Raw genomic sequence first — 24,780 nt, 5'->3', positions numbered from 1 at the left:
TGTGGGTTGTGCTGAAATATGCTTAATGTCACTTTTTTGTGTAGAGCTTTTACCCCGCGGTTTTATGTATTTTTAAGCTGTTGGTGAATATAGAATCTAGCATAAGAACGCCTATGGGTGATAGATGAAGCTTATCGGATACTTGTTCTGTGCAGTACTTCTCGCCATTTTTGGCGCAGCAGTCGCGCCCTATGTGGTTGACTGGAATGCACGGTATGGAGACTACGTATTTGCGCAGCTTGGAGCAGCCACCAGAGAAAGTGGTGTAGTAATAAAGGCATTAGGAAACATTCGTGGGCAGTTTCTGATCCCAAGGTTGACAGCAAGCAATTTGTATTTGGAGTGTAGCGAGGACAGTAAAGAGTGTTCAGGGGCCATTGCGGTGGAGCGTCTGGAGATGCGTTTGTCATTACTTCCCCTTATAACGGGCAGGGCACATGTTAAGTCTGTGGACATATATGGGTTACGAACTGACGCTAGCAGCTTAAGCAGGATTGTGAGGTCGCAGGCTTCCGGGGGTATCAAGAAAATAAGGATATTCGATTCCGTGATTGCCGATAACAGCGGTGTGGATGCTACTCACAGAAGCTCCATTTACATACGGCAGGGCGAGATAAGGTCCCGAGGTGGTACATATGAGTCTCAAGCAGAGTTGAGAATAGGAAGTGCCAGATATGAACTTCATTCCACGCTTGAGTCACAGGATGGTGGCAGCAGGGTGGCCAATGTAGAACTAAGTTCTACGAACACTAAGGTGGTGTTGTCTGGTAGTGGTAGGAGAACACGAACTGCGGATGTTGTGGACATTTCTGATCTTCAGAAGGGTTTGTTTAGAGGGTTTGAGTGGGTGCTAGATGCCAGGACCAACAATCTTACTGAGTTAGCTCAAGTTGCGGCTATAGCTACTAAGGTTGATGGTATTAGCTACGTTAATTCTTCCGAGAAGTTATCCATGAACGCCCACATAAAACAGAAGGAAGATGGTGGTTTCGAAGTAACAAGTTTGGACATAGATAGTGGTAGCATATCAGGGCATGCAAGAGGAGAGTGCAGTGATACCATGTCGTGTAAAGCGCAGTTGGTACTGTCCTCAGTTGACATAGATTCACTATTTCGCAGCGATATTCCAGATGTTGACGCATCCTATAGTGCGCCGATGAGGCGTTCTTCAGCACATTTTCCACTTGTAACAGCAGAGTTTGACGCGAAAGCCGAGCTGGATATCAGGGAGATTCGGTACAAAGGTAGTGTTGCCAGGAATCTGGACGCTAAGGTTTCTATAAGGGACGGTAAGGTTGCTATAGATCAGTTACGTTTGGACCTACCCGGGAGGAATAATATTTTGCGCATCAGCGGAAGTTCCGTTAATGCAGGAAGCGATTCTATACCTAGATTTACAGGGGCAGTTTATGCTCAGGGTGAGGATATAGATGCGCTTTTGAGCTGGGTGTTCCCTATTCATGCGAATGAATTGCGTAGTTCTAAGGACAGCGGCAAGTTTGTTCTAGAAAGCAAGCTTTACATAGCGCCGCGCATTGTTGCATTGCCGGGTATACGATTAACTTCGCAACGCGCTCGAGCGGAGGGTAACCTGAAATATAAGTACGGGAAAAAGGGAGGTGTGGTAATTGGTGGGATAACTGTGAGTGGTTTTTCCACTAGTGACTATAGCGTTGAAGGCATGGATATGAAACGCGACGTGGCAAGCTTTGCGTGGTTGCGTAATGTAATGGTTCCTCTTCAAGTTTTGGTAAAGTTCCAAGACTTTTCTATAGGGCATAAGGCGGTAAAGGAATTGAGCTTTCTTGCGGATGTGTCTGGCCGCAGAATGAATCTTGAAAAGATCCACTTTGTTGCGCTAAGTGGTGACGAGAGTGTATCCGAGGTTAGTGGTTCAGCGCGAGTGTCTTTGAGTAGCCAGGGCGTGCGGCCAAAAGTGTTTCTAGATCTTAAGGGAGACAAATATAGCTCCGAGTTTTTGTGGCTGCCAAAGTTTCTTGAACGCAATGCCCCTGAAGGTGCCAGCAAAAAGGTCTGGAAAGAGGGTATGTCAAAGTTTACCTGGTCCAGTAAGCCCATAAACCTTTCTGTCCTTGAAGGTATAGATGGTAGTGTTAGTGTTCGGATAAAGAGTTTTTCATTTGCAGACAAGATTCTCAAAGACCTTTCTCTCGCCTCTACCTTGAAAGAGGGTGTTATGTCCATAGACCATCTCAATTTCCGTAAAGGTAAGGGCAGGGTTAGGATTAGTGGCAATGTGGGACTGGGCGAGGTGTCATCCATGTCGGTGGTTATTGCAGCTTCTGATGTGTCAGTTGACGTAAAAGAGGCTCCAACTGCGCATGCTGGTAATTTGGTCAGTGGCAATGTGAGCGTCAGTGGAAGTTTGCAGATGCAGGGAAAGAATGTACTTGAGTGGGCAAACTCGGTTAAAGGAAAACTCAAGTTTGCATCAAGGCGTCTTGGCGTCAAAGGCGTGGATTTTGACGGCTTTATCACTACGCTGTTTAATGCCGAGAGCAAGGCGGAGATAGCATCTTTGTCGCGGGTGTCCTTGTATCAGGGCGATACTGTCTTTGAGAAGTTTGATGGGGAAATGGAAATAGACAGGGGAGCAGTTGTATCATCTGCGCAGTTCAGACTGAAAAATGCTGTAGGCGCAGCTTCTGTGAACCTGTTTATACCTCAGTTTACGGTTACTTCTTTGTGTAGGTTTACATTTATCCCTCCTAGGGGTGGTAGTCCTGAAAATATAGACATGTCTATGGAAGGGTATCTATGGCATCCTAATCCCACATTTGACATTGACAGACTATTTGAGATTGTGAGAAAAAACCGATAACTCAATTTATTGAACCTGGGGCTTAGACTCTGGGTGCTGTGTTGCGTTGTTCTTTAGTGGTGTGTACTTCTCAAGCCGCAGGCGGGTGATTGGCGCCGAGTGGCTGTCAGCAGGTCAGTCTATAGAGTATTGTTGTGTGTACGGAAGTACTACCTGTTGACTTATAAGATTCTATGCTAGATATAGCATAAAGTAATGTATTGTAGAAGTTTTCCTTTTTGAGTATAACTTCAGGGACGCTTGATTCTTTGATTAAGGGGCGTGTGATTTCTGCCATAAAAGACAATTTGGTAATATTGCAGGTAGTGGTGCCGCTGCTTTCTGCAGTTGCATGTTCATTGTTTCATCGTAGTGTGAACTTTGTGCAAGGCTTTGCCTGTGCAGTAGTTTCTAGTACTTTCATCATCTCTTTAGTGCTGTTTTATCAGGTCTACTCTGCTGGTTCCATACTATACAAGGTCGGTGGATGGGAACTGCCTTATGGTATAGAACTTAGAGTTGACTTGCTTAGCGCCACCATGCTCATGCTAGTGACATTTATAGGGGTTGTGAGTACGATTTATGGCATATATCCAAGCCGTAGAGAAATACCTGCATCTAAGGTGTCAAAGTTCTATTCTGTGTTCTTGCTATCGTTCAGTGGGCTACTGGGTATTCTTGTCTCAAATGACGCATTTAACGTTTACGTGTTTTTGGAAGTGGCATCGATATCAGCATATGTATTAGTAGCGATGGGAGGGCACAAGGGATCGTTGGTATCAGCGTTCGAGTACTTAGTTATAGGTACTGTGGGTGCCACATTATATCTATTGGGTGTTGGCCTCTTATATGCTTCTTCGGGCACGTTGAACATGGGCAGTCTGGCTGTGTTTCTCAGTGAGATGCCTATTAGCAAGTCAACATATGTGGGTATGTTCTTTGTGATTTTTGGTTTAGTCATCAAGGCAGCTTTGTATCCATTTCATGGGTGGCTTATCAGGGCGTACACCACGTCGCCTTCATTTGTAGCTGTGTTTCTATCTGGGACTGCCACGAAGGTCATGATATACCTTGTAATAAGGGTTACACACAGTGTGTTTGGAGCACAGTTAGTATTTGCTACGCTGCCGTTGGGTAAAATTATGCTTGCCTTGGCGGCATTAGCTACTGTTGCAGCTTCAATATTTGCGGTTATGAGTAAAGACATAAAAGACGTTTTGGCGTACTCCAGCGTTGCAAATATTGGCTGTATTATTTTTGCAGTGAGTCTGAACACGTATTCAGGTTTAGCAGCAGCAGTGGCATATCTTGTAAATCACAGCATTGTCAAGTCGGCATTGTTTATGGTTTCTGGTGGGATCTCTTACCACTTTGGGCAAGGTAAAATGGACAAGTGCCTCAGTTTAGGTCGTGTAGTGCCCAACATCGCGTCAGCGTACGTGTTGCTATCACTAAGCCTTGTGGGAATGCCGCCCACAATGGGGTTTGTGGCGAAATGGCAGATGCTCAGCTCATTTGCCAATTCTAATGCATGGGAGGGGCTAGTCGCGTTGGTTGTGGGATCGGTATGCTCTGTAGTTTATACATGGAAGGTAATTGAGTACCTATACTTCAATCCCGGTATTGTCGAGGGATGTGCAAATGACCTTTACATAAAAACGCCTCGTTCTATGACTTTGTGCATATGGGTTATGGCATGCTTAGGCCTCGCTGCAGGCACATATCCGTTGCCCTTGACTTCTATATCTGAACGAATAGCGGCATCACTGCTTATTCTGCCGCAGTAGACACACTGTGAAATGACAGGAAAATGCTGAGCTATCTCCCTTTTCCCTTACCGGCATCAAAAACCTGTGAGACCGACTCTACTCCTTCGACCTTTGTGCTGGTATGGCGGTGATTCTCATAGGCAGAGATAAAACGCTGCGGGGCAGAAGAGCCCTTGGTCGAAGGCGTGGATGCCGCAGACCCAGGATGTCCCTTTACGTACATTGATTTGTTCCTTAGTCCCTTGTTGCGTTTTCGAATGTACGCGGTTACCCAGTTTACAGAATTCGTCAGGAATACGTACAGAACTACCCCAAACACGGCAGAGAAGACTATTCCGGACAAGCTGTGCATCACCCACCTACGCCAACCATCTGCGCAAAAGCATGAGTACTAACTGTTCCAAGGTGCAACAAAACACATCGCAACGAAAGACGCTCATGCGGGCGCATTCTATAGTAAAGTTTCTCGAAAGTAAACCGCAATAGACATTAACCCCTTCTGTACCTATTAAGGTGTTCCCGACTGGAAACCAACAGTTAACGTTTTTGCGTCCTGAAACTAGAAATACAGATTACGCCAATATGAGAGCTTGTATCACGCTGAAGGTAAGACTCTTGAGGTTCGGTGTTTAGGATCATAATACTATTGGAACGTTACTGGCCACAAATGGAAAGGGGCCACCGTGGTTCACGTAAGTGTTAAGACAAATATTTGCACCCAGTGCTGGATTTTAGCGACTAAACGCTACGCAATTATAGCGAATGTGAGATTTGGTAGTGTTTATCTCGATACTGTACACATGGGTTACAGTGGATCGTAATGTAGTACTGAATGATTTGCACAAGGCAAGTAGCTAGCATTTGTACTAGTACGCACATAGTACCGTGTGATTTTTCATTACCAGTTATTGTGTCAATTTACATGCTGCACATTAATGTTGTGCTTGGAGGATTCCGCGGAGCCAAAATACTCAGGCGGCAAGCGTGCGCCCTTGCTTATTCCCATTTGGGATATAGGTTCTTGTAGCTGCAAGATGCCGTGTACTGATGCAAGTTGGCTATCTTCTATGCAAGTATCAGAGCTGCCGTACATACGCTAAGTACCAGTAGGGAAAGACGGGTTCTTGCTTACCTAGTGCGCATTTTCCCGAAGCGCGCTATTTATCATCTTGTCTATTATTGTATGCAGGCTCACCACCGTGCTTGTATGTTTAATTTGGGATCCATTACCGAGTACATTGTCCGCAGCGCCCGGTACTATGTCTATGTACTTTCCTCCCATAATGTCGGAATACGTTATCGCAGCAGAGCTATCCACGGGCAACATTAGGCCTGCAGCAATGCACATCTTCACAACTGGTGTGTTTTGACGGTTTAGATGAAGTGATGTCACGCTGCCCACGCTCACTCCTGATACTCTTACATCGCTGCCCACACGCAACCCATCTACATCGGCGAAAGCCGCCGTTATTGTGCTACACTTGGCGTTGAATCTTGCCTTATTTGAGAGCTTGCTGACCATGAAGCTGCCAATCGCAATGACCGCAGCCGACACCAAAATTCCTACAAGTACCTCTATAACGCTGCATTTAGACATACTCACCCAATTTGCACAATCCACTAACGCGAAAACACCAACAGACCGCACTCACTTCTTTTGTATGGAGCGGTGAACTAATAACTCCCTGCACAGATGCAGGCTACATGACATCCAATCTGGCAACCCACAGGACCCTTGCCATTGTGCACGTACATGATTAAAGACCAGTTTACTCACGTTGCTAGCTTGCGTTGGGAGGAGTTGCTTTGTGTGGATGATAAGCATTATCAGTTCCTGTCATATTCGGCACATGAACGCTTCCGCCACACTCTGGCAATATTTCATCGCAGGTATAATGTAACCACAGGTGGCATCTGGCGGGGACTGTTGACGGATCAGCCCTACCACCGTAGGTTACCCATCTTTGTTCCTTGCCCCGAACCACACGTGAGTAATAAGAATTGCCAAAGTTGTCGGTATACACACAGCGGGCACGATTCCGGATGAAGAATTTCAACTTTTGGAAGAAAAAAGCGCGAACTCCCATAAAATCCCAGCCCTCCTACGTTGCTCAATTATAAGGTCTATGATATGAAACACAATTGCTAACTGATTTTCTGGGTGTGGTTAGCAAGGATTCTTAGTGAAAATTGAGCTTTTATGAAATGTCCATTTTGTAATAGTGCAGATACTAGAGTGAAAAATTCTAGGCACTCCGATGACAACATGTCGGTTAGAAGACGCAGATTGTGTGAGGTGTGTAACTCCAGGTTTACTACGTTAGAAGAGTTATCACTAAGACCAATGATGGTGCTAAAAAAGGATGGCAGACTGGAACCTTTTGATAAGCAGAAGTTGATGACATCCATAATGATAGCTACGAACAAGCGTCCGATAACGCAAGCGCAGATAAAGATGGTGCTCAGCAAAATACTCTACAAGTTTGAGTCTGTGAAGGAAAACACGATCCCCACAAGAGTAATTGGAGAGATAGTTAAGGGCTATCTCCTGATTCTCGATAAAGTTGCCTACATAAGGTTTGTCTCCGTGTATATGGACTTTACAGACGCGGATGACTTCCGTAGCGTTGTCGAGAGGATCAAAGATGATACAGGAAAATAACCTGAGCAGGATATTTTTCTTGAGTTGGTGAGGTGCTTGTGTTAGCCTCAGGGCTGCCCGTGGGGGCATAGCTTAGCTGGTAGAGCATCTGTTTTGCACACAGAAGGTCAGCGGTTCGACTCCGCTTGCCTCCACATGTGGAGCCGCGTACGCAGGCTCCCGGGTGAGAATACTCACCCGGTTTATTCCGTCTCACGGTGCGTGCTACTTCCCGTTGTATTAAATGTTGAACATGTTGTCGAAAGACGCAAGGTCCCCATAGGAAAAGTTCCCTATGGTAACGTTTCCGGCTGCATCTACATAGGCGCCAGGTACGCGAAATTCACCACCGCATGATTCCTGAATTATGACATTGTACAGGGTCATAGCCTCGTGATAGCTCAGTTCTTGGTTTTCGTACTTGGTATTCAGATTCATGTAAAATATCTGCATATCGTCGTACGTTGCGCGCACCCATAGGGGATAAGTCTCCGGACTAGTTGTTGTTCCTGCAAACACTTTTCTGCCTTTTCCGGCAGCGTCGATAGGTTCTTCCGCGGCACCACTTTGCGGAAGCTCAGGATTTATATCTGGCACAGTGTCACCAGCATTTCCCGAACCTTCTGCGGCAGCCTGCTGTGGGGGTAGCGCAGGTCCCACATGGTGCGCATCGATATCCTGAGCTACTGGAACGCCTTCACCTTTTGTTGCGCTGTTACTATGTGTGTCAGTGTCAACCTTGTTATCTTCGTTGATACCATCTGTGGGCGCCGTTATAGTCTCAGTTTTGGTACCAATATCGGAGATCTGACCACCCGCGGCACTGGAACCAAGGTTTTTTGTATCTTCAGGTGCTGCTTCGGGCTCTTCTTTATGTACTGCACTGCTGTCAATAGGATGCGCAGCATCGCTACTGGCATTGCCTGGGCCCTGCTGCGTAGGTACTATATGTTGCGTATCGGTACCCTGAGACACTGGGACATCTTCACGTTTTGTTGTGCTGTCACTATGTGTGTCAGTATCAACTTTGTTAGCTCCTTTGGTGTCATGTTCGGGTACTGTTACGGTCTCGGTCTTGTCACTAGTATCAGAATCATCATTGCCAGTAGCGGCGGAGCCAATGTCGTCCGTACTGGGACTAGTAACCGAAAGAGGAGCGGCATGAGGAAGTGGGAGTAGTTCCATTACTTTCAGATGTTGCTCTACCGTTCTACCAGAATCTACAGTGATAAGTGGATCCTCAGCTCCGGCGGTAAACTTATAGACAGTTTCTTCAGAGCTTTGTCCCTGTGATACATCCAACTTGAATAATAATGGGACAACTGCGTGGAGCATTTTCTCCAGCCATGGAGAAGACGTAACGATTGCTATTGGCACTCCCGTGTCACTGTCAAAGAAGGATATGCTGTGGTCGTTGAGATCGAAATATAGATATTTGTTCTTATGTTCTTCTGTCTGGGTGAGCAGTTTTACGGAATTATTAACAGGCGTTATTGAAAACGGGATCCACGACTTATATTTACCTGGGGTATCCGAAAACGTAAGCATCAAAGAAAATTTCGAACTGTCCTTGGGGAAACTGACAACGGTTTTTAACCACGGTATTAGGGTTTCGTCCTTCAGGAACTGCAGATTGTCGCCACCATTTTTGTCCAGAGAAAACGCAAGCTGGTCATTTTGTATAACTACATACAGCGGATGGGCGTTACTCGCACTATGCAGAGCATTCCCGTATGCTGAATTTAGTTTCTCCTTATACAGGTCCAGTTTGAGTTCATAAAACGTCCGTTTGCTATCAGCATAGTTGTTGTATTCAAGGTTAAGGCTTGAGTCACCTTGCGAAACAAAAACGCTTTCTGCGCTAAGGTGCGCCACCGGCTTGGACGCAAATTCTGATTGAGCCAGATAGTTATTCCCTATAGGAAATAATGCTACAGGTGAATCATCTTCGGCGTGGTCGCTAGGCAGAAGCATAAATGAAGCTGTCCCCTTTGTGCTGGAGTGAATGCGCGGTAAGTCCCAATGTTGCAGAGGGATATCTAGGAGAATACGATTGGCATCAATAGGCGTCGTATGGGGATAGCTATGTGCATCTTGATCGCAGAACGCTAGAGAATAGGAACCACTAGCCTCGTCCTTCAGTACCTTCAAGAATTGCATATTTTGTTTTATTGCAACGTTGTATCCATTTACAAAGTCATGTGTAACTATGGAGCCATCTTTGAAATAATAACCAGTATGCGGCAGGGGTATCGTTTGGTCATTAATACGGAGCATGACTGGATATCTATAAGTATATGACAAGCCCGCGTGATTTTTTAGCGCAGTATCGTCTATGTATAGCGGCAGTTGGGAGAAAATATTATACGGCATATCTCCACGCGTAATTGGATATGAGGCATCGTAGTGCTGTTGTACATCCTGTGTGCTCCAGGCTAGTGGCACGTATTCGCCATGTTCCGGTTGGTAGAGTGACTCAGGTTCATGGGAATCTAACAATTGTAGGAATTTCTTCTCGTTGTCCCCCACTTTATCAGAATTTGTCTCCAGGATGCTGGGTATTATACCCAAGGAACCTGTGATCGCGCGCCCTTCACCGCTTAGCGTTACGCTCTTTGCTTCGAAACTGACGCCGTCGTATTGTATGTCCAGAGTAGCGGCTTTTTCGATAAATTCCTGTAATACATTGTGTCTTAGATCAGGAAATTGTTTGTGAGATATATCTGCTAACGTGCGAGCGTCTTTGTGCACTATACCAAACAGTTGATCACTGTTAAATCCAAACAAGATATTTGCTTCTTGGCTAAAGGTGGGAATAGAAATGACTCCAGCGCTTGTTTTTATCCCTATACCCTGCAGCGGAACGCCGCGCACAGAGTCAAAATCCTCTGTAGTAGTGACTCTAAGCGCGTAAAACTTTTTATCCGGGCTGTATATAACACGCTCGTGTAGCAAAGCGTTTTTCAGTAGCGATTCGCTGTGTTTGAAATCATCTACAAGTTCTGCTTCGTGAAGTGATGTTGAGAAAAATATTTTTGTTCCGTCTGTGATGATATAGAGCGGGTGCTTTTCCAACGCAGCTTTACGAGCGGCTGCCATGTCCGCTGTATGTGCTTTATCGAAATCGAACTTTAGTTCCGTGTCCGTGACATGACCTATACCTTGGAGGAGACGACATGTTTTATAGTCGGGATCTACTTCAAAAAGTACATACCTGGTACCAAGGTGTGTTGGGGTTGTAGATAGATCTGCGGGTGGGTTTGTAAGATCTACAAGTGCGTATGGCATGAGGCTGTTTGCAGATTTGGCTTTTAATGGAGGCGTGTTCTGGTCATTGTATATGCCTTTCAACTCATCTTGGGTTGGCATAGCGCCTTCAACATAAACATTTTTTAGCACAAGAGTATCTGGCCTGTATTCGGATAGGAAGTCGAAATAGCTTTTGTTTTTTGGCTCTACTAACGAGCAGCTATCTTTATCGGTACAGTACCTCAGCTGATCGGAGAATTCGTGTTGCAGTAACGAATACCCAACTTCTCTACAGTGCGTAAGAACATATTTTCCATCTTCTTGTTGAAAAACTTTTATAAATAAGTGCTGAGGATCCAGGTGCAGTACGTACCCATTCTGCTGATGTAGGAGTAGTACATCTCTTGAAGTGGAAACGTACCTTGGTACCGGCATCATTAAATCAACGCCGGATCCTATAGCATCTGTATATCTCGGAGTGATGTGTGCGTGGGCAACGAAAAATGATTTTCCTGATTCAGGATCAGTGCATATCTTTTCTCCTACATGAAGAGGCAAACTTTTGGACAAGATGTATGCGGGTGCTGGTTGATCTGCGACTGCGCCGGTTACGGTATTCTTGTCAGAAGGTTTTGCAGTAGGCATCTGTGAAGGAATGTGCAAATCCGTTTGCCCTTTAGCTTCTGACATGGATGTCACGTCTTGGTTGCTAGAAGAGCTCACAGGTGTTACTGGTGCCTCATCTTGCTTCGGCGTTACGGGTCTGTCGGGTTTTACCGATACTTCGAGAGGAAGTAACGACTGATCTCTCGAGTCTGAACTTGCAGCTGCAGATTGTGCATTGTTCTGCGCAGGGGCGGCGGTAGTGCCCATAGAGCCTGAATTGGAGGCCTTCGACTCAATTTCTTGTGGTGCCGATGCTGAGGAGCTATCAGGTTTTTCTGTCGCTTTGGCAGCGGCTATAGGAGATTCCTTCAAAGTTGGTGCAGCCGTTTCGGACGGTGCATCTGACCGCGCGGGTAAAGTTCCTGCCGGTGCCAGGGCAGAATCGGGTTTTGGCACTTGTGCTTTGGGTGTTGGAGGAACTATAGGAGGACTCGCAGGTTTTTCTGTTGCTTTGGCAGCGGCTATAGGAGATTCCTTCAAAGTTGGTGCGGCCGTTTCAGACGGTACATCTGACCGCGCAGGTAAAGTTCCTGCCGGTGCAAGGGCAGAATCGGGTTGTAGCACTTGTTCTTTGGGTGCTGGAGAAACTTCAGAAGGGCTCCCAGGTTCTTTTGTTGCTTTGGAAGCAGCTATAGTAGATTCCTGCAAAGCCTGTCCAGCTGGTGCATCGGGCCGTGCTTGGGCTGTGTTGGTGCCCATAGAGCCTGAATTGGAGGCCTTCGACTCAATTTCTTGTGGTGCCGATGCTGAGGAGCTATCAGGTTTTTCTGTCGCTTTGGCAGCGGCTATAGGAGATTCCTTCAAAGTTGGTGCAGCCGTTTCGGACGGTGCATCTGACCGCGCGGGTAAAGTTCCTGCCGGTGCCAGGGCAGAATCGGGTTTTGGCACTTGTGCTTTGGGTGTTGGAGGAACTATAGGAGGACTCGCAGGTTTTTCTGTTGCTTTGGCAGCGGCTATAGGAGATTCCTTCAAAGCTGGTGCCGCCGTTTCAGACGGTGCATCTGACCGCGCAGGTAAAGTTCCTGCCGGTGCCAGGGCAGAATCAGGTTTTGGCACTTGTGCTTTGGGTGTTGGAGGAACTATAGGAGGTTTCTTCAAATCTGATTCAGCTGCCGCAGGTGGCACATCTGGTGGCGTGAGGGAAGTTTTTGCTGGAGTTAGAGCAGATTGCGGTACTTGTTTTTCGGGTGCAGGGGGCACTGTGGGAAGGCTTGCAGGCTGTGAGGCAGCCTTTGGATCGGCTGCTTTTTCTTGTGCCGGACCTGCTTTGACGGAATCAAGGGGTCTGTTGTGGGCATCCAGCACTTGCTCCTTACTCTCAGGTACTGATGCAACACTGGACGTTTGAAGGTCTTCTGTTGTTGGGTTTTCAATATGTGACTCATACAGGTCATCGAGTAACCTGGAGTGTTCTGCTATTTTTCTTCCATAGAGTGTCAACGCAGTATTATGCAAGCCACTGTTGTTATGCAGTAGTGGGGGAGATACGAACCCAATTGAGCTGGATATTGCCTCCACGTCAGATGAGAGTAATGTGCTGATGTGTGAGTGCTTTGGTTTGTATGCAATACTAAAAGTTTCGTCGTGGTACAACAAATCACCGCCAGGAATATCTAGTGCTGAAAGCATTGCAGCCCCGTCGGCACTTCGGAGAACAACTTTGGGAGTTTTGTTAGAAGTCACGTCCAATTGAGCCCATATTGGATCTGTAACAGAAAGCGCTTTCCCATTAACGAGTTTGTAAATTTCGCTAATAAGCATTTGACGGTCATACTCACTTTTCACGACAAACTTATCCTTCAGGGTTTTTGCAGGGTCTTCATGTACTTGATGAAGGGCAAGGCCTTTTTCTGAAACCACGAGGAATGTTTTCGAGTTTTCACCAGCAAGGTGCTGAGTACTTGGTTTTATAGATTTACACAATACGGGTACTTGTTCATCATTATAGTGCATGAAACAAGTATTGGGCTCGTCGCTGTACGTTGAGAAGTACAATGATTCTCCATTAAGCACGCCCACTTTTTTATTGCTGTGATACTCTATAACTTCTGCGTCGTTACCTTGCATACTTATTTTATAGACAGGCCTGTTGCCCTGGCTCGAATATAGCTTTTCCAGAGTTTCTTGGTTTACTGCGCCGTTATCATGACGCACAAGTACATTGCCTATCATCTCAGGAAGGACACCCTTGATTGTTGTGTGTCGTGAGTCCATAGCATGGACATATGATCCCTCTTGATACTGGAGTATGAGCGCATTGTGTGGTATTACATCGCCGTTTTCGTTACAAAATGTGAGGCTGTACTTTTTTACACCGTCTGATATGTTAGCCACGACTTTTAGAAAATGGTACTGAGCATGTACACTGCCAGCTAGGTATGATGCGTCTATGCATATCAGTTGTCCGGTTTCTTTTTTGAAGTAATATCTATAGATAGGTAGTTCTGTTGCAGTTGTTTCGCCAGGCTTGATGTAAGTGGCATAACTGATAACGTCTACAGGTGAGGGGGCGTTGGTCCTGTTATGTAATATGGCAGCCTTACCAGGTAATACTTCAAGGTGCAGTTCTGTTGTGCCTTGCGGTTGTGTAGCACGTGTCGCCGTGGAACCTGTTGTATTGACGTGTTTTGGCGTGAGCTCAGCTAGAGCTCTTTGATCGCTAGGAGCCTCATCAGGGGCAAGCAGTACGTGTTCTGCATTGGACGCATGCTCCGCACTGGTGTGTCCAACGCTCTCAGATGCAGCAGGTTCAGAATTGTGCTCGATGTCTTCTCCACCGTTTATTTGAGGGGCCTGTAGTGTACGCTGAGCAGATTCAGTTTGGTCTTGTGGAGTTAATACTTGGTCTAAACTTTGTGCAAGTGGTTGTTGAGGACTCCCGACTTTTGGAGCAGCTGGTTCCGGCAAAGTAGCTGCAGCACTAGCATCTTCAGTGTGTGTAGCAGAGGCGGACTGTTGGGATGGAGGATCTACCGGAACGTTTTCTGGTACGGCATCATCCACGGGAAGTTTTTTGTTCCGTCGTGATTCTAACATAAGGTTCTTAAACGAGTTTGATTCCAGGCCAATGCGGTTTTGACCATCATCGTAAGAAGCTTCATCCTTGTGGTATTTTAAAAAACCAAAGTTTGCAATTCTTGTCCTACCACCTACATCCGTTACTCTCAATAGGTAGGAAATGTGGCTTTGTAAAAACGGCCCTACAACTTCTGGTACTAGCGATAGCAGCAGTTCATCGGCCTCGGATTTGTTGGCGCTGAACCGTGATCTTTTCCATATTGCAGCATCTGAAAATATCAATGCATCGCGTAATGGTGTACGGGGATCCAGTACAAGGTCGCTATAGTCTTCAAGAATAGCCGCAACTTTATATTCTGGAGCCTTTTTAAGGTGATCTTGCGCTATAACAGACTCGATAGTTATCGGCAGCGCGTAATAGCCCTCCAGTACTGAGAACGGCTGGCCAACTTTCTCCTCGGGCAATACTAGGTTTACTTGTCTCAGCAGTTTCACCGCCATACTGAGGTTTTTTACAATTTCTACGGGTGATACTTGTCCTGCGTAAATGCCCTCTAATTCGCGGGACACTGAGTACTCCCCGCCGTGAATAATCAGATACACGGGATGCTCTAGCAACGTGTCCTTAATGGCATCAGGTAGCTCTTTTCCGCCTAATGCGTCATTGAAGTCTACAGATATACTTTGCGCTGGCTTGTTTTCACTGGGTTTCTTTTGCAGTGTGGTGTACTCAAGCTTTATCTGCCCATCAGTGATATGGAACAGTGCCATGGCTGTGGAAAGGTACCCTACATAGTCCTTCGGCGAGCTTTTTGAGTGGCTTGGCATTTTGTAGACGTCTACTCCTTGTTCCCCCAGTGAAGGCTTTTTCGGAGCCTTTAATTCAAAAACCATTCCTGCATGAGCGCAGTCAAAGAACTTTTCATCTAGTATACACAGAGATTTTTCTACGTTACGAAGAGGCTGTGGGTTACTCTCCAGGTATTTTTTGTTGGAGGATATGGGCACTGCACGTTGTGTTGCATGCCGTATAAAGTCTTGCTTTGAAGTTGCAGCGTACTCTTCTATAGAGTCTAAATCTAATATCTTACCGGTTCTTGAGCACAAGCTAGCAGTTATGCTATTTTTCCCCTCGAGACCAGGCGATTTGCAGTTTATTTTGAGGTAATGAAATTCTCGTGGTATGGCTAACCTTGAGACCGCGTCTTCGTAGAACAGAACTTTGTTGCTGAAGTAGAACCGGCCTGAGGGCAAGCTAAACTCTGGCGTATTACTATGTTGCTCACTGGGTGTATTTCTTGTTGCGAAAATTTCAAAGTACTGTTTTTTACCGGCTTTTCCGTCGCTAATCAACTTTCCAGGGTAAAGTAACGTCCGCAAGAATGATGTATTTTTGTGTTTGAACATGTTGTTTTGCCAGAAGATCGAAGCCGAAGATAGATATGTATAGCGCCTTAAGAATTTATGAAATGCATAGAATGCTACTTTTGGAAACCAAATGTTCACAGGAATAGATGCATTTACTTGGCATAACGTACGGCCCTACAAGGAGAGCGGTATCGCGGTCTCTATGTGTGGGTGACAAGTCGCAAAGTTGGACAACTACACTTCAGCTCTGTTTTGGCATCTTCATGCTCAAAAAACGCGTTCAGGGCGGATATGCCACCCGTATGCAAAAATTATTTTTGACTCCCTCTGGTGATTGTGCTTTACTCCGCGCCTTCCCTAAAAGGTAAGGTTATGAAATACCAATTTCGATACAGAGTCACTTATATGCCCGGCGGGCGAACGGTGACGCATTACAAATACGGCTCAGCACATGACCACGGCTCTCAAGGATTCACAAGCATGTTTCCTGTGTATGGCCACCGCGGAGCGCGGATGCCGTATCCCAGCGATGACGATTTCTATCAACACGGTTATAGCCAAGGATATTCAAATAATGGCTCGTATAACCCATTTTACGGCGGAAGCACAGAGTGGGTTCAAGTATCACCAAATGGCGCGCGTGGCCGAGTTATTTGGGTGCAAGGATCATCGGATTCTTCTACTTGTGTACCACCACCTCCTCCTTGTGATTACGAACCAACGCCGCCTCGAGTATATCCCCCACGCGATGACGATGGCGACACTTTGAAACCAGTCGCGGACAAAGCAAAACCTGACAATAAGCCAATATCTCCTGAAGAACTTTCCCGCGGTAGGGCTAAGCCAGTATCTGGTAGTGATAATAGCACGGATGAAACTGACCCAGGGTTCCCGTACTCTGGACACACAAGGAGTAGCCACCATTCCGCTTATGAGCGCGGTTTCCACGAAGTGTATGATATGACACCAGGATTTTTAAAGACTTTTGGCATAAAAGTACACACCAAGAGTAGATTAACGGCATCAGAAGCAGAGGAGATTCAGAGAGTAATTACTGACTCAGCACGTGAGTTTGATGCAAGGTTAGGCAGTCTTTCTGGGAAACCTTGGCCTAGGAAAGATTTGCGCATACATCTGTTTGATGATAGAGCAGATTTTGAAAATGCGGCGGCTCGCTCCGGTGACAGCGTGCGTGGTGTAGGTGGTTTTACAAACATGGAGAGCGGTAAGGTATTCATGCCGCGTGGAGCAGTTCGCAGTGGGTTTTCTGAAATGACTCACGTTTTAGCGCATGAGCTGTGCCACTTTTACCTCCACTATTCTGCGCGTTCACATCTGGAAACGGAAGACCGGGATCCAACCAATGAGGGAAGGGACTTTATTCATGAAGGATTAGGTAACTATCTGTCTTACCTTACATCGCAACGTAGTGCGAAAGATGCTGACACCTATTTCCACAATGCAGCACGTCAAGCATCACACGCGTTACGAAGTAACTACCGCCTACAACACGCGGAAACACTGGATGAATTGGTAATTGCGTCTAAGGCGACAGGGCACCATAACCTAAAATACAACTTGGGACTTGCCGTTATGAAGTATTGGGAAGAGAAACACCCTGGTGTGCTGCGTGAAGTTATTACGCAACTGTCTCGACTCAAACATAATCATCTCAATAAGAAAGAAAGGGGTGAAATACTTGAAAAGATCAACAAGGTACCTAGTGGTTTCTCGGCATGGTTAGAGAAGCAGGCTTCACGACATCATGGCGAACACGAGGATCACCCGGACAGTGGGTGGTCGCATGGTAACCCTGCAACACCTGCTTCAGGAGCCGAAGTGGCAGCTGTAGCAAGTCGTGGAATAAAAGTGCCGTCTCAAAAACATGAAAAGACGAGCGTGTCTACAAATAAACATGAGCCTACTCAAGTTAGTGAGCCAACCACTGCACATCCACACAGTGATAAAAGTCAGAGTGGTAATTCTGCTGCCAATGGCAACACAGATTCAAGTGTTCGCGAGAAAACGCCTACAGATGATGGGTGCATAGAACAGAAAACTGCTGCAAACGGTAATAGTAGTGCACATCCTAGTTCAAAGCATGATGCTAAACCAGAAAACAAAGGCACTGTGGAAAAAGGCTCTGATAAAACCAGTCATGAGCACGTACCTGAGCACGATCAGACAAAAGGTGTCGATAATCATGTTGCTACAGCTAAACCAGCTGCAGGGCCGTCCACAGCGGGTGTTCATGGCACTGAGGTTGTTGGTGGCCAAACAAACACTAGCTCAAATCCTGTTAGTAGTAGCTTTGCAGCGATTGAGTCAAAATTCGATCACTCATACGATGTGACATCACTTGTTATATCAAGAATGAACATAGAGTGCCGTGTACGTAGCACAGGCCCCCTAGATGATAGGACTGTCGTGCGTGCGGAACGTATAATCAAAAAGACTGTACGTGCGTTTATAGAGGAATTTGGTGTGCTGCCAAAAAGTGATACTCCTCGCCAGGTTGACGTATGGATACACAGCAGTAAACCTGCGCTCGTTGAGTCATTGGCGGCTCTTGGTGAAGACCAAAACGCGGGAGGAATGGCGTGGACATCTCTGGGCAAAATATATGTTGCGAAGCTGGGTAAGACCAGATTTGAGAATCTAGCCCACGAAGTTGCTCACCAGATGATGCACTTTGCTACTAACGGAGCATTTAACAATGTTAAGGCATCCCAGTTCCTGAACGAGGGTGTTGCCGAGTATATACAGCAGATTGCAATGCTAGGAAGGGGCATGACTCTGGAGCTGAGCTCCATCATAGACAATGTTAATAAGGCTATGGAGAAGTGTCCAGATCTCAAGAATGCCAAGTCTTTTGAAGAGATCGCTAGCATTATTGACAAACATCCTGGTGATCCAGTCTATGAACATCTGCAATATAGTTTAGGTGCATCGTTTGTAAAATATTTGCAAGATACTAACCCTGAATTATTAACGGGCCTGTTTAAAGGGGCCGCAACATCGGGTGCTTCAAAGTATGGTGACACGTTGCCCAAGGAATTGGATGCTGTTTACAATGCTTCCTTCCTTGGATGGTTGGCCGAGAACGGGGTATCTAAATTTGCGCAAAACCACGGCATGCTAACTTCCAACCCAGCGGATAGCATCGGGTACATTGATCATATAATTGATGGTAAAATCACTCGTGTGTCAGTGTATACAGCGAACTTGGAAGATAGTAATCACCATACAGTGGGCATGTTGTCTCCAGTGGCGCATAAATGGGTAAGCGGTAACATCACTACGCTTAATCCGGAGACCCATGATGGGATATGTATTCCGCAAGAATACCAACATTTAAAGCCTATACAAACGTCTAGCGGCCTAAAGTATGTATACAGCAACTACAACGGTGTGGAATACTTTTCGAGCAAATCCAACGCATCTGTTGAGCAATTGTCCAAAGCTATGGCTAAGTATGACAATGAACTTGCAGGCATACATACGCATGTTGAAGAGCTTAGATCTGAGTTTGATTCATACGTTAGAAGCGGGTGCTACGGTTCCGGCTTACAGTTGTTGCATAGTATAAAGGATGTATGCTCTCTACTTAAAGGCGCAATGAAGGGGACAAACTCCTCGGTAGAGCAGGAGCTTGAACAAATAGAGAAGGGTAGTGCAGATGCGACCCCGAGACAGTTGAGGGAAAGTGTTGATGTAGTACATAATGCGTATAAATCTTATGCTACTGCTAAGGCGCAAGCTTTGTTGGATCAGCCCTCTTCGGGATCATCTGATCAAGCAATGCTCTCAAGGATACTGAAGTCCCTTATCTACATAGATCCTGAGACGATGATTGGGGTGGGAAGCGCTGTCAACTTCCGACAGCTTGCGGAAGACAACCCAGGCAAAGTTTTTGCAATTTGCGGCACTGGCCAAGGTGGAGTGAGCGGCGTATCTATATACCTTGACGGCACAAAGATAGGTGAGCTTCCTAGTAATGCTGAGCTGTTCCTGAAGCACAAAGACCATAAGAGTGGTGATGATGTTGAAAGGTTTGCAGTCTCTGATGTTCTTAAAACTGTCCACACTGTATATGGTGTCAGGCCGATCGTTGCGGTTAGCAAGGATGAGAACGGTAACACGGTTGGTAAGTTTGTATCTGGCACTAAGGGTGATAGTTCAGAAAATGGTGAACTTGAGATCGTGGTAAATCCGTTCATTGAAGTTCCATCAGGAAATATGCATGTATGGAAGACGCTTCCTACTACCAAAGGTATCAAGGTTGTATCTGGTGTGGATGCTAACCACGATGATGTCAACAAACCGGGGCAACCTTCAATTCAGAAGGGTGATCTAGTAGACGATCGCGGTACATATAGGACCAGCGATGACATGCACGAAGCTACCATAAAAAGTGGGACTGAAACTCTTGTAGAGAAAATGTCTAGCCTACAGTTTTACATTTCTGAAGAGCTTAGAGATGACAACAACAACGTAACGGAGCGATCAACGTTCAATGTTAGAGACGCAGCTACTGGTGTTGTTATGCAGTTCCCTAAGTCTATAACGCACTTAAAGTTAGTTGAGACATCTGGTGGTGTAAGAGGGTTGCTACCTAGCACGAAAGACGGCAATACGAATCCTAGAGGTATGCCAGAGCATTTTGCGAAGTATGCATACATTGACCCTATACATGCTTATGATCGTATTGATTCTAAGTGGTCCCCTACCCACTCACAGTACAAGATGATAGACTTTAGTAAATATCCTGCGGGTACGCTGTTTGAGTTACGCTATGACCCAAATAATATGAGTGTCTCCAGGGATGAAAACGGGAATATCATTAGGCATGCCAACTATAATTATGTGTCTCGTGTGGGCATATATGCTCCAGATGGTACTAAGATAGGAGAGCTTGCTAGTGCTGTTACGCACTTCCAAGGAGGCTTACTATTGTCATACGATCCTAACTACAGCCACACTGATTTCGTATCAGGTGATCCGGGTCTTCCAGCTAATGTTAAGGATGTCTCTTCTGGAGTTAAGTCGGCGTCTCTTGGAGATGGTGGTAATACAGGCACTGACAGGGGCTACAGCGACTACTACCAGTTCAACCATAGAGCAAAGAAGGTGGACTCAAGCGTCTTGCAGGAGATGCGAGAGCTTGCTGTAACCAAGGCTTCTGTGTCTTCTGATCGCTCAAGTCACGGGGCACGGGATGACATGCCAGGTGCTAATCTCACGGCTGGAAGCACGACTGAGCGTCCAGCAACCGCGCAAGAACTTGGCATGCTCCAGAAGACATTAGTGTTCATGACAGCTCCAGATGACAGTGCGGCTCACGGGAAAAACGCAAAATACAGTTTCAACATCTATGATGGTGAAAAAGAGGTTTACATGTCGTTTCCTGTTGCCATAACCCACGTGAAAATCGTCACACATGAAGGGCAGAAGTATCTTGCTCCATGTACTGCTGATGGAAGCGTTGTTACGGCAGGTATGCCTAATGTTCCTGTGGAACAAACGTACATCAAGCCTATTTTTGTACACACCGGCATGCGTGTTACTGATGACGCTGGCGCACTGCAGACTAGGGTTTCTCTTGCTGACCTCAGTAAGTACGTTGATGGTACGTTGCTCGAGATGCGTGTAGGTGGGAACTTGTCATCCGGTAGAGGTGATAAGGACGGCGACGTTGTAAGGGCGGCGCACCTATATGATATGCAGGGCGTAGAAGTGGGTGTTATCCCTATGAACGGTATAACCACTGCTGGTAAGCTGGTTCTTGAGGGCGCTGTTCACGGACAGGTGCCTGCTTATGCACATGAGGCAGCATCAAGTGCCAGTGATCTGATTGCCGATGAGAGCATAGTGACACGTGCTATGAACTTCGACCAAGACAGCTCTTCTACTTTCTACTCTATCCAACAAGAGGAGCTCAGACTTGCTGAAGCTTCGAGGGCGTCGCAAAACAACGTCTTCAATGCTCCAGAAGAATACCCGTATACTGCGCAGCAGGAACACTCTGCAGCGTATGTGTCAGGTTTGTCAGGGCTTTCTTCAGATGATTCTACTGGATCATATCAAGGGCACAGCGGTTATGATGCAATGTCACTGTAACCAATAGCGTTATCTTCTACTAAATAGGCCGGATTTCTTTACATTTCTGGCCAACCATATATAGTCACTGCGACCTTTCGGGGCCGCAGTGATTTTTTATTTAGCAAGTTCAGTACCAATATCCACTATATAGTTCTCAAAACAATGGGCTGGTGCTATGCAGGCGGCAACAAAGTTTGCCAGATAGATGCGCAGTTTTTCCACTTTCCCGGCATCAATACAGTCTGGTTTGTAGTATCGCAACTACCAACAGGTAAAACATCTTCGGCATTTTGCAGGTTATGCTACAGACAGTTGAGTAAGATGTTAATCATCGTGTGTACATGCAGATTTCCTTTTCATTTATTTGGAAGTTTTCCTATTATGGCGAAGGTATATGCGTTGGGAGTGTGACATGAGGATTCTTTGTGTTGTTCTTTTTGCGTTTGCGCTAGGCCTTTTCGGTGGTGTAGCGTACAACAAATACAGCGTAAAGCAGGGGCAGGTGGTTAATGTTTACTCTTCCCGTAAGGAAGAGTTATTGCGTGACCTGTTCAAAAAATTTACCGCGGATACTGGTATCCAAATCCGGTACATAAACGATGAAGCTGCGCAGCTGATAGCACGGCTTGAAAGCGAAGGTGTGCACAGTAAGGCTGACGTATTTCTTACTGCCGATGCAGTGAACCTTATACTCGCTAAGAAAAAAGATCTGCTGCAGCCAGTGAGGTCGCAGATTTTAGAGAAGGTTATTCCTGCGCGGTATCGTGATAAAGATGGCTACTGGTTCGGGTTAACAAAGCGTGCTCGTGTAATTGTGTACAACAAGAGTCTTGTGGACGTGAACGACATAAGCACTTATGAAGACCTTGCAGATTCAAAGTGGCGAGGTCAGATCTTGGTGCGTTCGTCAAATAGCCCATATAACCAGTCCTTAATAGCGTTCATGATCGCAAACAACGGGACAAGAGCTACGCGGGCATGGGTACGGGGATTAGTAAAAAACTTTGCCCGGAAACCAGGAGGCGGCGACACCGACCAAATATATGCTGCTGCAGCAGGAGAGGGCGGTATAGCCATAGTAAACAGCTACTATTGGGGTAGGGTAAGTGCTTCAAACAAAGCCATAGATCGCGAGGCTGTATCCAGACTTGCTATATTTTTTCCAGGTCAGAACAGTACAGGAGCTATGATCAACATTAGCGGTGGAGCCATAGTAAAGCACTCCAAGAATAAGGAAAACGCCATAAGGTTGTTGGAGTTTCTGTCCAGTAAGGAAGCTCAGAGTATATATGCGAACTCTAATCAGGAATATCCAATAGTTCCCGGTGTTCCTAGCTCTAAAGTGTTACAGTCCTGGGGTGATTTTCGGGAAAGTACTTTGCCGTTGCAAGACCTTGAAAAGTATCTAGGCGAATCTGTGAAGATTGCTGACGAAGAGGGTTGGAAATAATGGTATCAAATGTTAGATAGAAAGGTATTAGAAGTTTTAGTATGCCCCCTGACAGGGGGCGAACTCTTTTATGACGAGGCCGGCGGCGAACTGATAAGCAAAAAAGCAGGTCTTGCATATCCGGTTCGCGACGGCATTCCCATAATGCTGGTAGACGAAGCAAGAAAGCTCAGCTGCAACGAGCTATGAACTTCTACACTAGGATCAGGATCGTCATGAACCGGACTTGAGCCAGTCTTGATAAACGTCACTAGGCTTGATGCTGCTTAGCGCAATGCAAGCGACTATTGCCCAGAACATTACGTAAAGCCCCGGCGATACCTTCCAATTGGTCACTTGCAGAAGCCATGTACATAGAGCAGGTGCTAGCCCACCACCCAGTGCTGATGACACATTACGCGCAATGCCAAAACCAGTGCATCGCACTTTTGTTGGGAATAGCTCCGACATCGCTGCGCTAGACGGTCCCAGAGTTGCTGCGAACGGAATCGCGAACAACAAGTAACCCAGGCCCACGCACAGGAAGCTTTCCTGACTCAAGAGCCAAAATACTGGCATAGCCAAGAAGAATAACGCAACCGAAGCATAGCCCATGACCTTCTTTCGTCCCATTACATCTGACAACGCTCCAAAGGCAACCGTAAGCACACCGCTCAGAGCAACGTTCACTATCTCAATCATCTCACTGACATGAGGATTTATCGCCATGGAACGGGAAAAGCTAGATATATAGCTTATAAAGAACACCATGAAAACGTGGAACGAACAGTTTTCTATACAGTCGATACAAATCGCAAGCACCAAAGGTCTGCGGTAATGCTTAAAAAGATAACGCACCGGTGCATCTATAACGCCGCCGTGCTCCTTAGAAGTCTGCTCTTCGTATGCAGGGCTTTCCCCAGCCGTACTCCGCAGGTATATGCTTATTATTCCTATAACGAACCCTACTATGAAAGGTATTCTCCAGCCCCACACACCGAAGTTGTCACCCGTAAAGTACTCAGCAGCCATCTTTGCCACTAACGCGAAAACAGAGCCTAAAACGGCGCATAGAACCTCCAAGCTGCCAAAGAGACCAGCCTGGTTCTTCTTCGCGTGTTCGATCAGGAACGTAGCGTTACCGGCCTCCCCACCTAGCGAGAAGCCCGCAGACAACATGCATATTACGAGCAACACCTGCGCCGTAACCCCAGCGCTGGCATATGTCGGAATCACCGCCATTATCCCTATCGGTACGGACATCGCGACTATGGAAATTACTAACGCTACCCGCCTTCCGTATCTGTCGCCTATATGGCCGAAAACACTCGCCCCGAAAGGACGCATGCAAAAACCAACTGCAAATACGCAAAAGCTGCTAAGAAGGGACGAATATGCGTCACTCTGTGGGAAAAACAAGTCTCCTATTGTTACCGCCAAGCTCCCAAACAGCAAGTAATCATACCATACTAGCGTATTACATATAATCGTGGACAAAACTGCCCGTCCTACCCTTATATTTTTCATACATACCCCCCCCCTCACCGCGTTTAACGCACAATAACAGTTACAATGTCCCCCCAAAAAGTTTCCAAATAACGAGCACAGTGTTCCTTGTTAGATATCCGTACAATTGCCGTACACAAACACTGTGTGGAAATATCACGCATCACTGACGCTAAACGCAAAAACACTATTAGCCTGGCAGTTGAAAAAA

At 46.3% G+C, this 24,780-nt stretch carries 11 protein-coding genes and 1 tRNA gene; 7 read left to right on the top strand and 5 right to left on the bottom strand.

What is annotated here, in order from left to right; translation table 11 throughout:
• The first annotated feature begins 124 nt into the window (after positions 1–124).
• Positions 125–2,842, top strand: a complete 2,718-nt coding sequence (locus tag PGW94_RS01935) for an AsmA family protein (protein ID WP_271758103.1) — start codon at positions 125–127, stop codon at positions 2,840–2,842.
• A gap of 218 nt (positions 2,843–3,060) precedes the next feature.
• Positions 3,061–4,608, top strand: coding sequence for a proton-conducting transporter membrane subunit (locus PGW94_RS01930; protein ID WP_271758101.1), 1,548 nt, complete (start codon positions 3,061–3,063; stop codon positions 4,606–4,608).
• 31 nt (positions 4,609–4,639) lie between these two features.
• Here PGW94_RS01930 and PGW94_RS01925 read toward each other — a convergent pair whose 3' ends face one another.
• The 3 genes from PGW94_RS01925 to PGW94_RS01915 all read right to left on the bottom strand — a co-directional run bounded on the left by PGW94_RS01925 (position 4,640) and on the right by PGW94_RS01915 (position 6,677).
• Positions 4,640–4,942, bottom strand: a complete 303-nt coding sequence (locus PGW94_RS01925) for a hypothetical protein (protein ID WP_271758099.1) — start codon at positions 4,940–4,942, stop codon at positions 4,640–4,642.
• Positions 4,943–5,722: 780 nt separating this feature from the next.
• Positions 5,723–6,187: an outer membrane lipid asymmetry maintenance protein MlaD gene (mlaD, locus tag PGW94_RS01920; RefSeq protein WP_271758097.1), complete on the bottom strand. Its 465-nt coding sequence runs from the start codon at positions 6,185–6,187 to the stop codon at positions 5,723–5,725.
• Positions 6,188–6,371: 184 nt separating this feature from the next.
• A complete protein-coding gene (locus PGW94_RS01915; protein WP_271758095.1) occupies positions 6,372–6,677 on the bottom strand; it encodes an NADH-ubiquinone oxidoreductase subunit NDUFA12 family protein in 306 nt (101 codons plus the stop codon).
• Between the two features lie 113 nt (positions 6,678–6,790).
• Here PGW94_RS01915 and nrdR point away from each other — a divergent pair, with 113 nt between their 5' ends.
• The gene (gene nrdR / locus PGW94_RS01910; protein ID WP_271758093.1) at positions 6,791–7,252 is read left to right on the top strand and encodes a transcriptional regulator NrdR; all 462 of its coding nucleotides are present in this window, start codon (positions 6,791–6,793) and stop codon (positions 7,250–7,252) included.
• Between the two features lie 61 nt (positions 7,253–7,313).
• Positions 7,314–7,386: transfer RNA gene (locus PGW94_RS01905), tRNA-Ala, on the top strand.
• 85 nt (positions 7,387–7,471) lie between these two features.
• Here the strand turns inward: PGW94_RS01905 and PGW94_RS01900 are convergent.
• Entirely contained in the window at positions 7,472–15,571 is an 8,100-nt protein-coding gene (locus tag PGW94_RS01900; RefSeq protein WP_271758091.1) for a hypothetical protein, read from the bottom strand.
• Between the two features lie 333 nt (positions 15,572–15,904).
• Here PGW94_RS01900 and PGW94_RS01895 point away from each other — a divergent pair, with 333 nt between their 5' ends.
• The 3 genes from PGW94_RS01895 to PGW94_RS01885 all read left to right on the top strand — a co-directional run bounded on the left by PGW94_RS01895 (position 15,905) and on the right by PGW94_RS01885 (position 23,273).
• Entirely contained in the window at positions 15,905–21,652 is a 5,748-nt protein-coding gene (locus tag PGW94_RS01895) for a hypothetical protein (protein ID WP_271758089.1), read from the top strand.
• Positions 21,653–22,046: 394 nt separating this feature from the next.
• On the top strand, positions 22,047–23,084 hold the full coding sequence (locus tag PGW94_RS01890; RefSeq protein WP_271758087.1) for an extracellular solute-binding protein: 1,038 nt from the start codon (positions 22,047–22,049) through the stop codon (positions 23,082–23,084).
• Between the two features lie 9 nt (positions 23,085–23,093).
• Positions 23,094–23,273, top strand: a complete 180-nt coding sequence (locus tag PGW94_RS01885; RefSeq protein WP_271758085.1) for a Trm112 family protein — start codon at positions 23,094–23,096, stop codon at positions 23,271–23,273.
• Positions 23,274–23,297: 24 nt separating this feature from the next.
• Here PGW94_RS01885 and PGW94_RS01880 read toward each other — a convergent pair whose 3' ends face one another.
• Positions 23,298–24,590: an MFS transporter gene (locus PGW94_RS01880; protein WP_271758082.1), complete on the bottom strand. Its 1,293-nt coding sequence runs from the start codon at positions 24,588–24,590 to the stop codon at positions 23,298–23,300.
• Positions 24,591–24,780: the final 190 nt, after the last annotated feature.

The sequence above is a fragment of the Candidatus Anaplasma sp. TIGMIC genome (genome assembly GCF_028204095.1).
In the GTDB taxonomy this organism is placed as follows: domain Bacteria; phylum Pseudomonadota; class Alphaproteobacteria; order Rickettsiales; family Anaplasmataceae; genus Anaplasma.
This window is presented reverse-complemented; position numbering and strand designations above follow the sequence as displayed.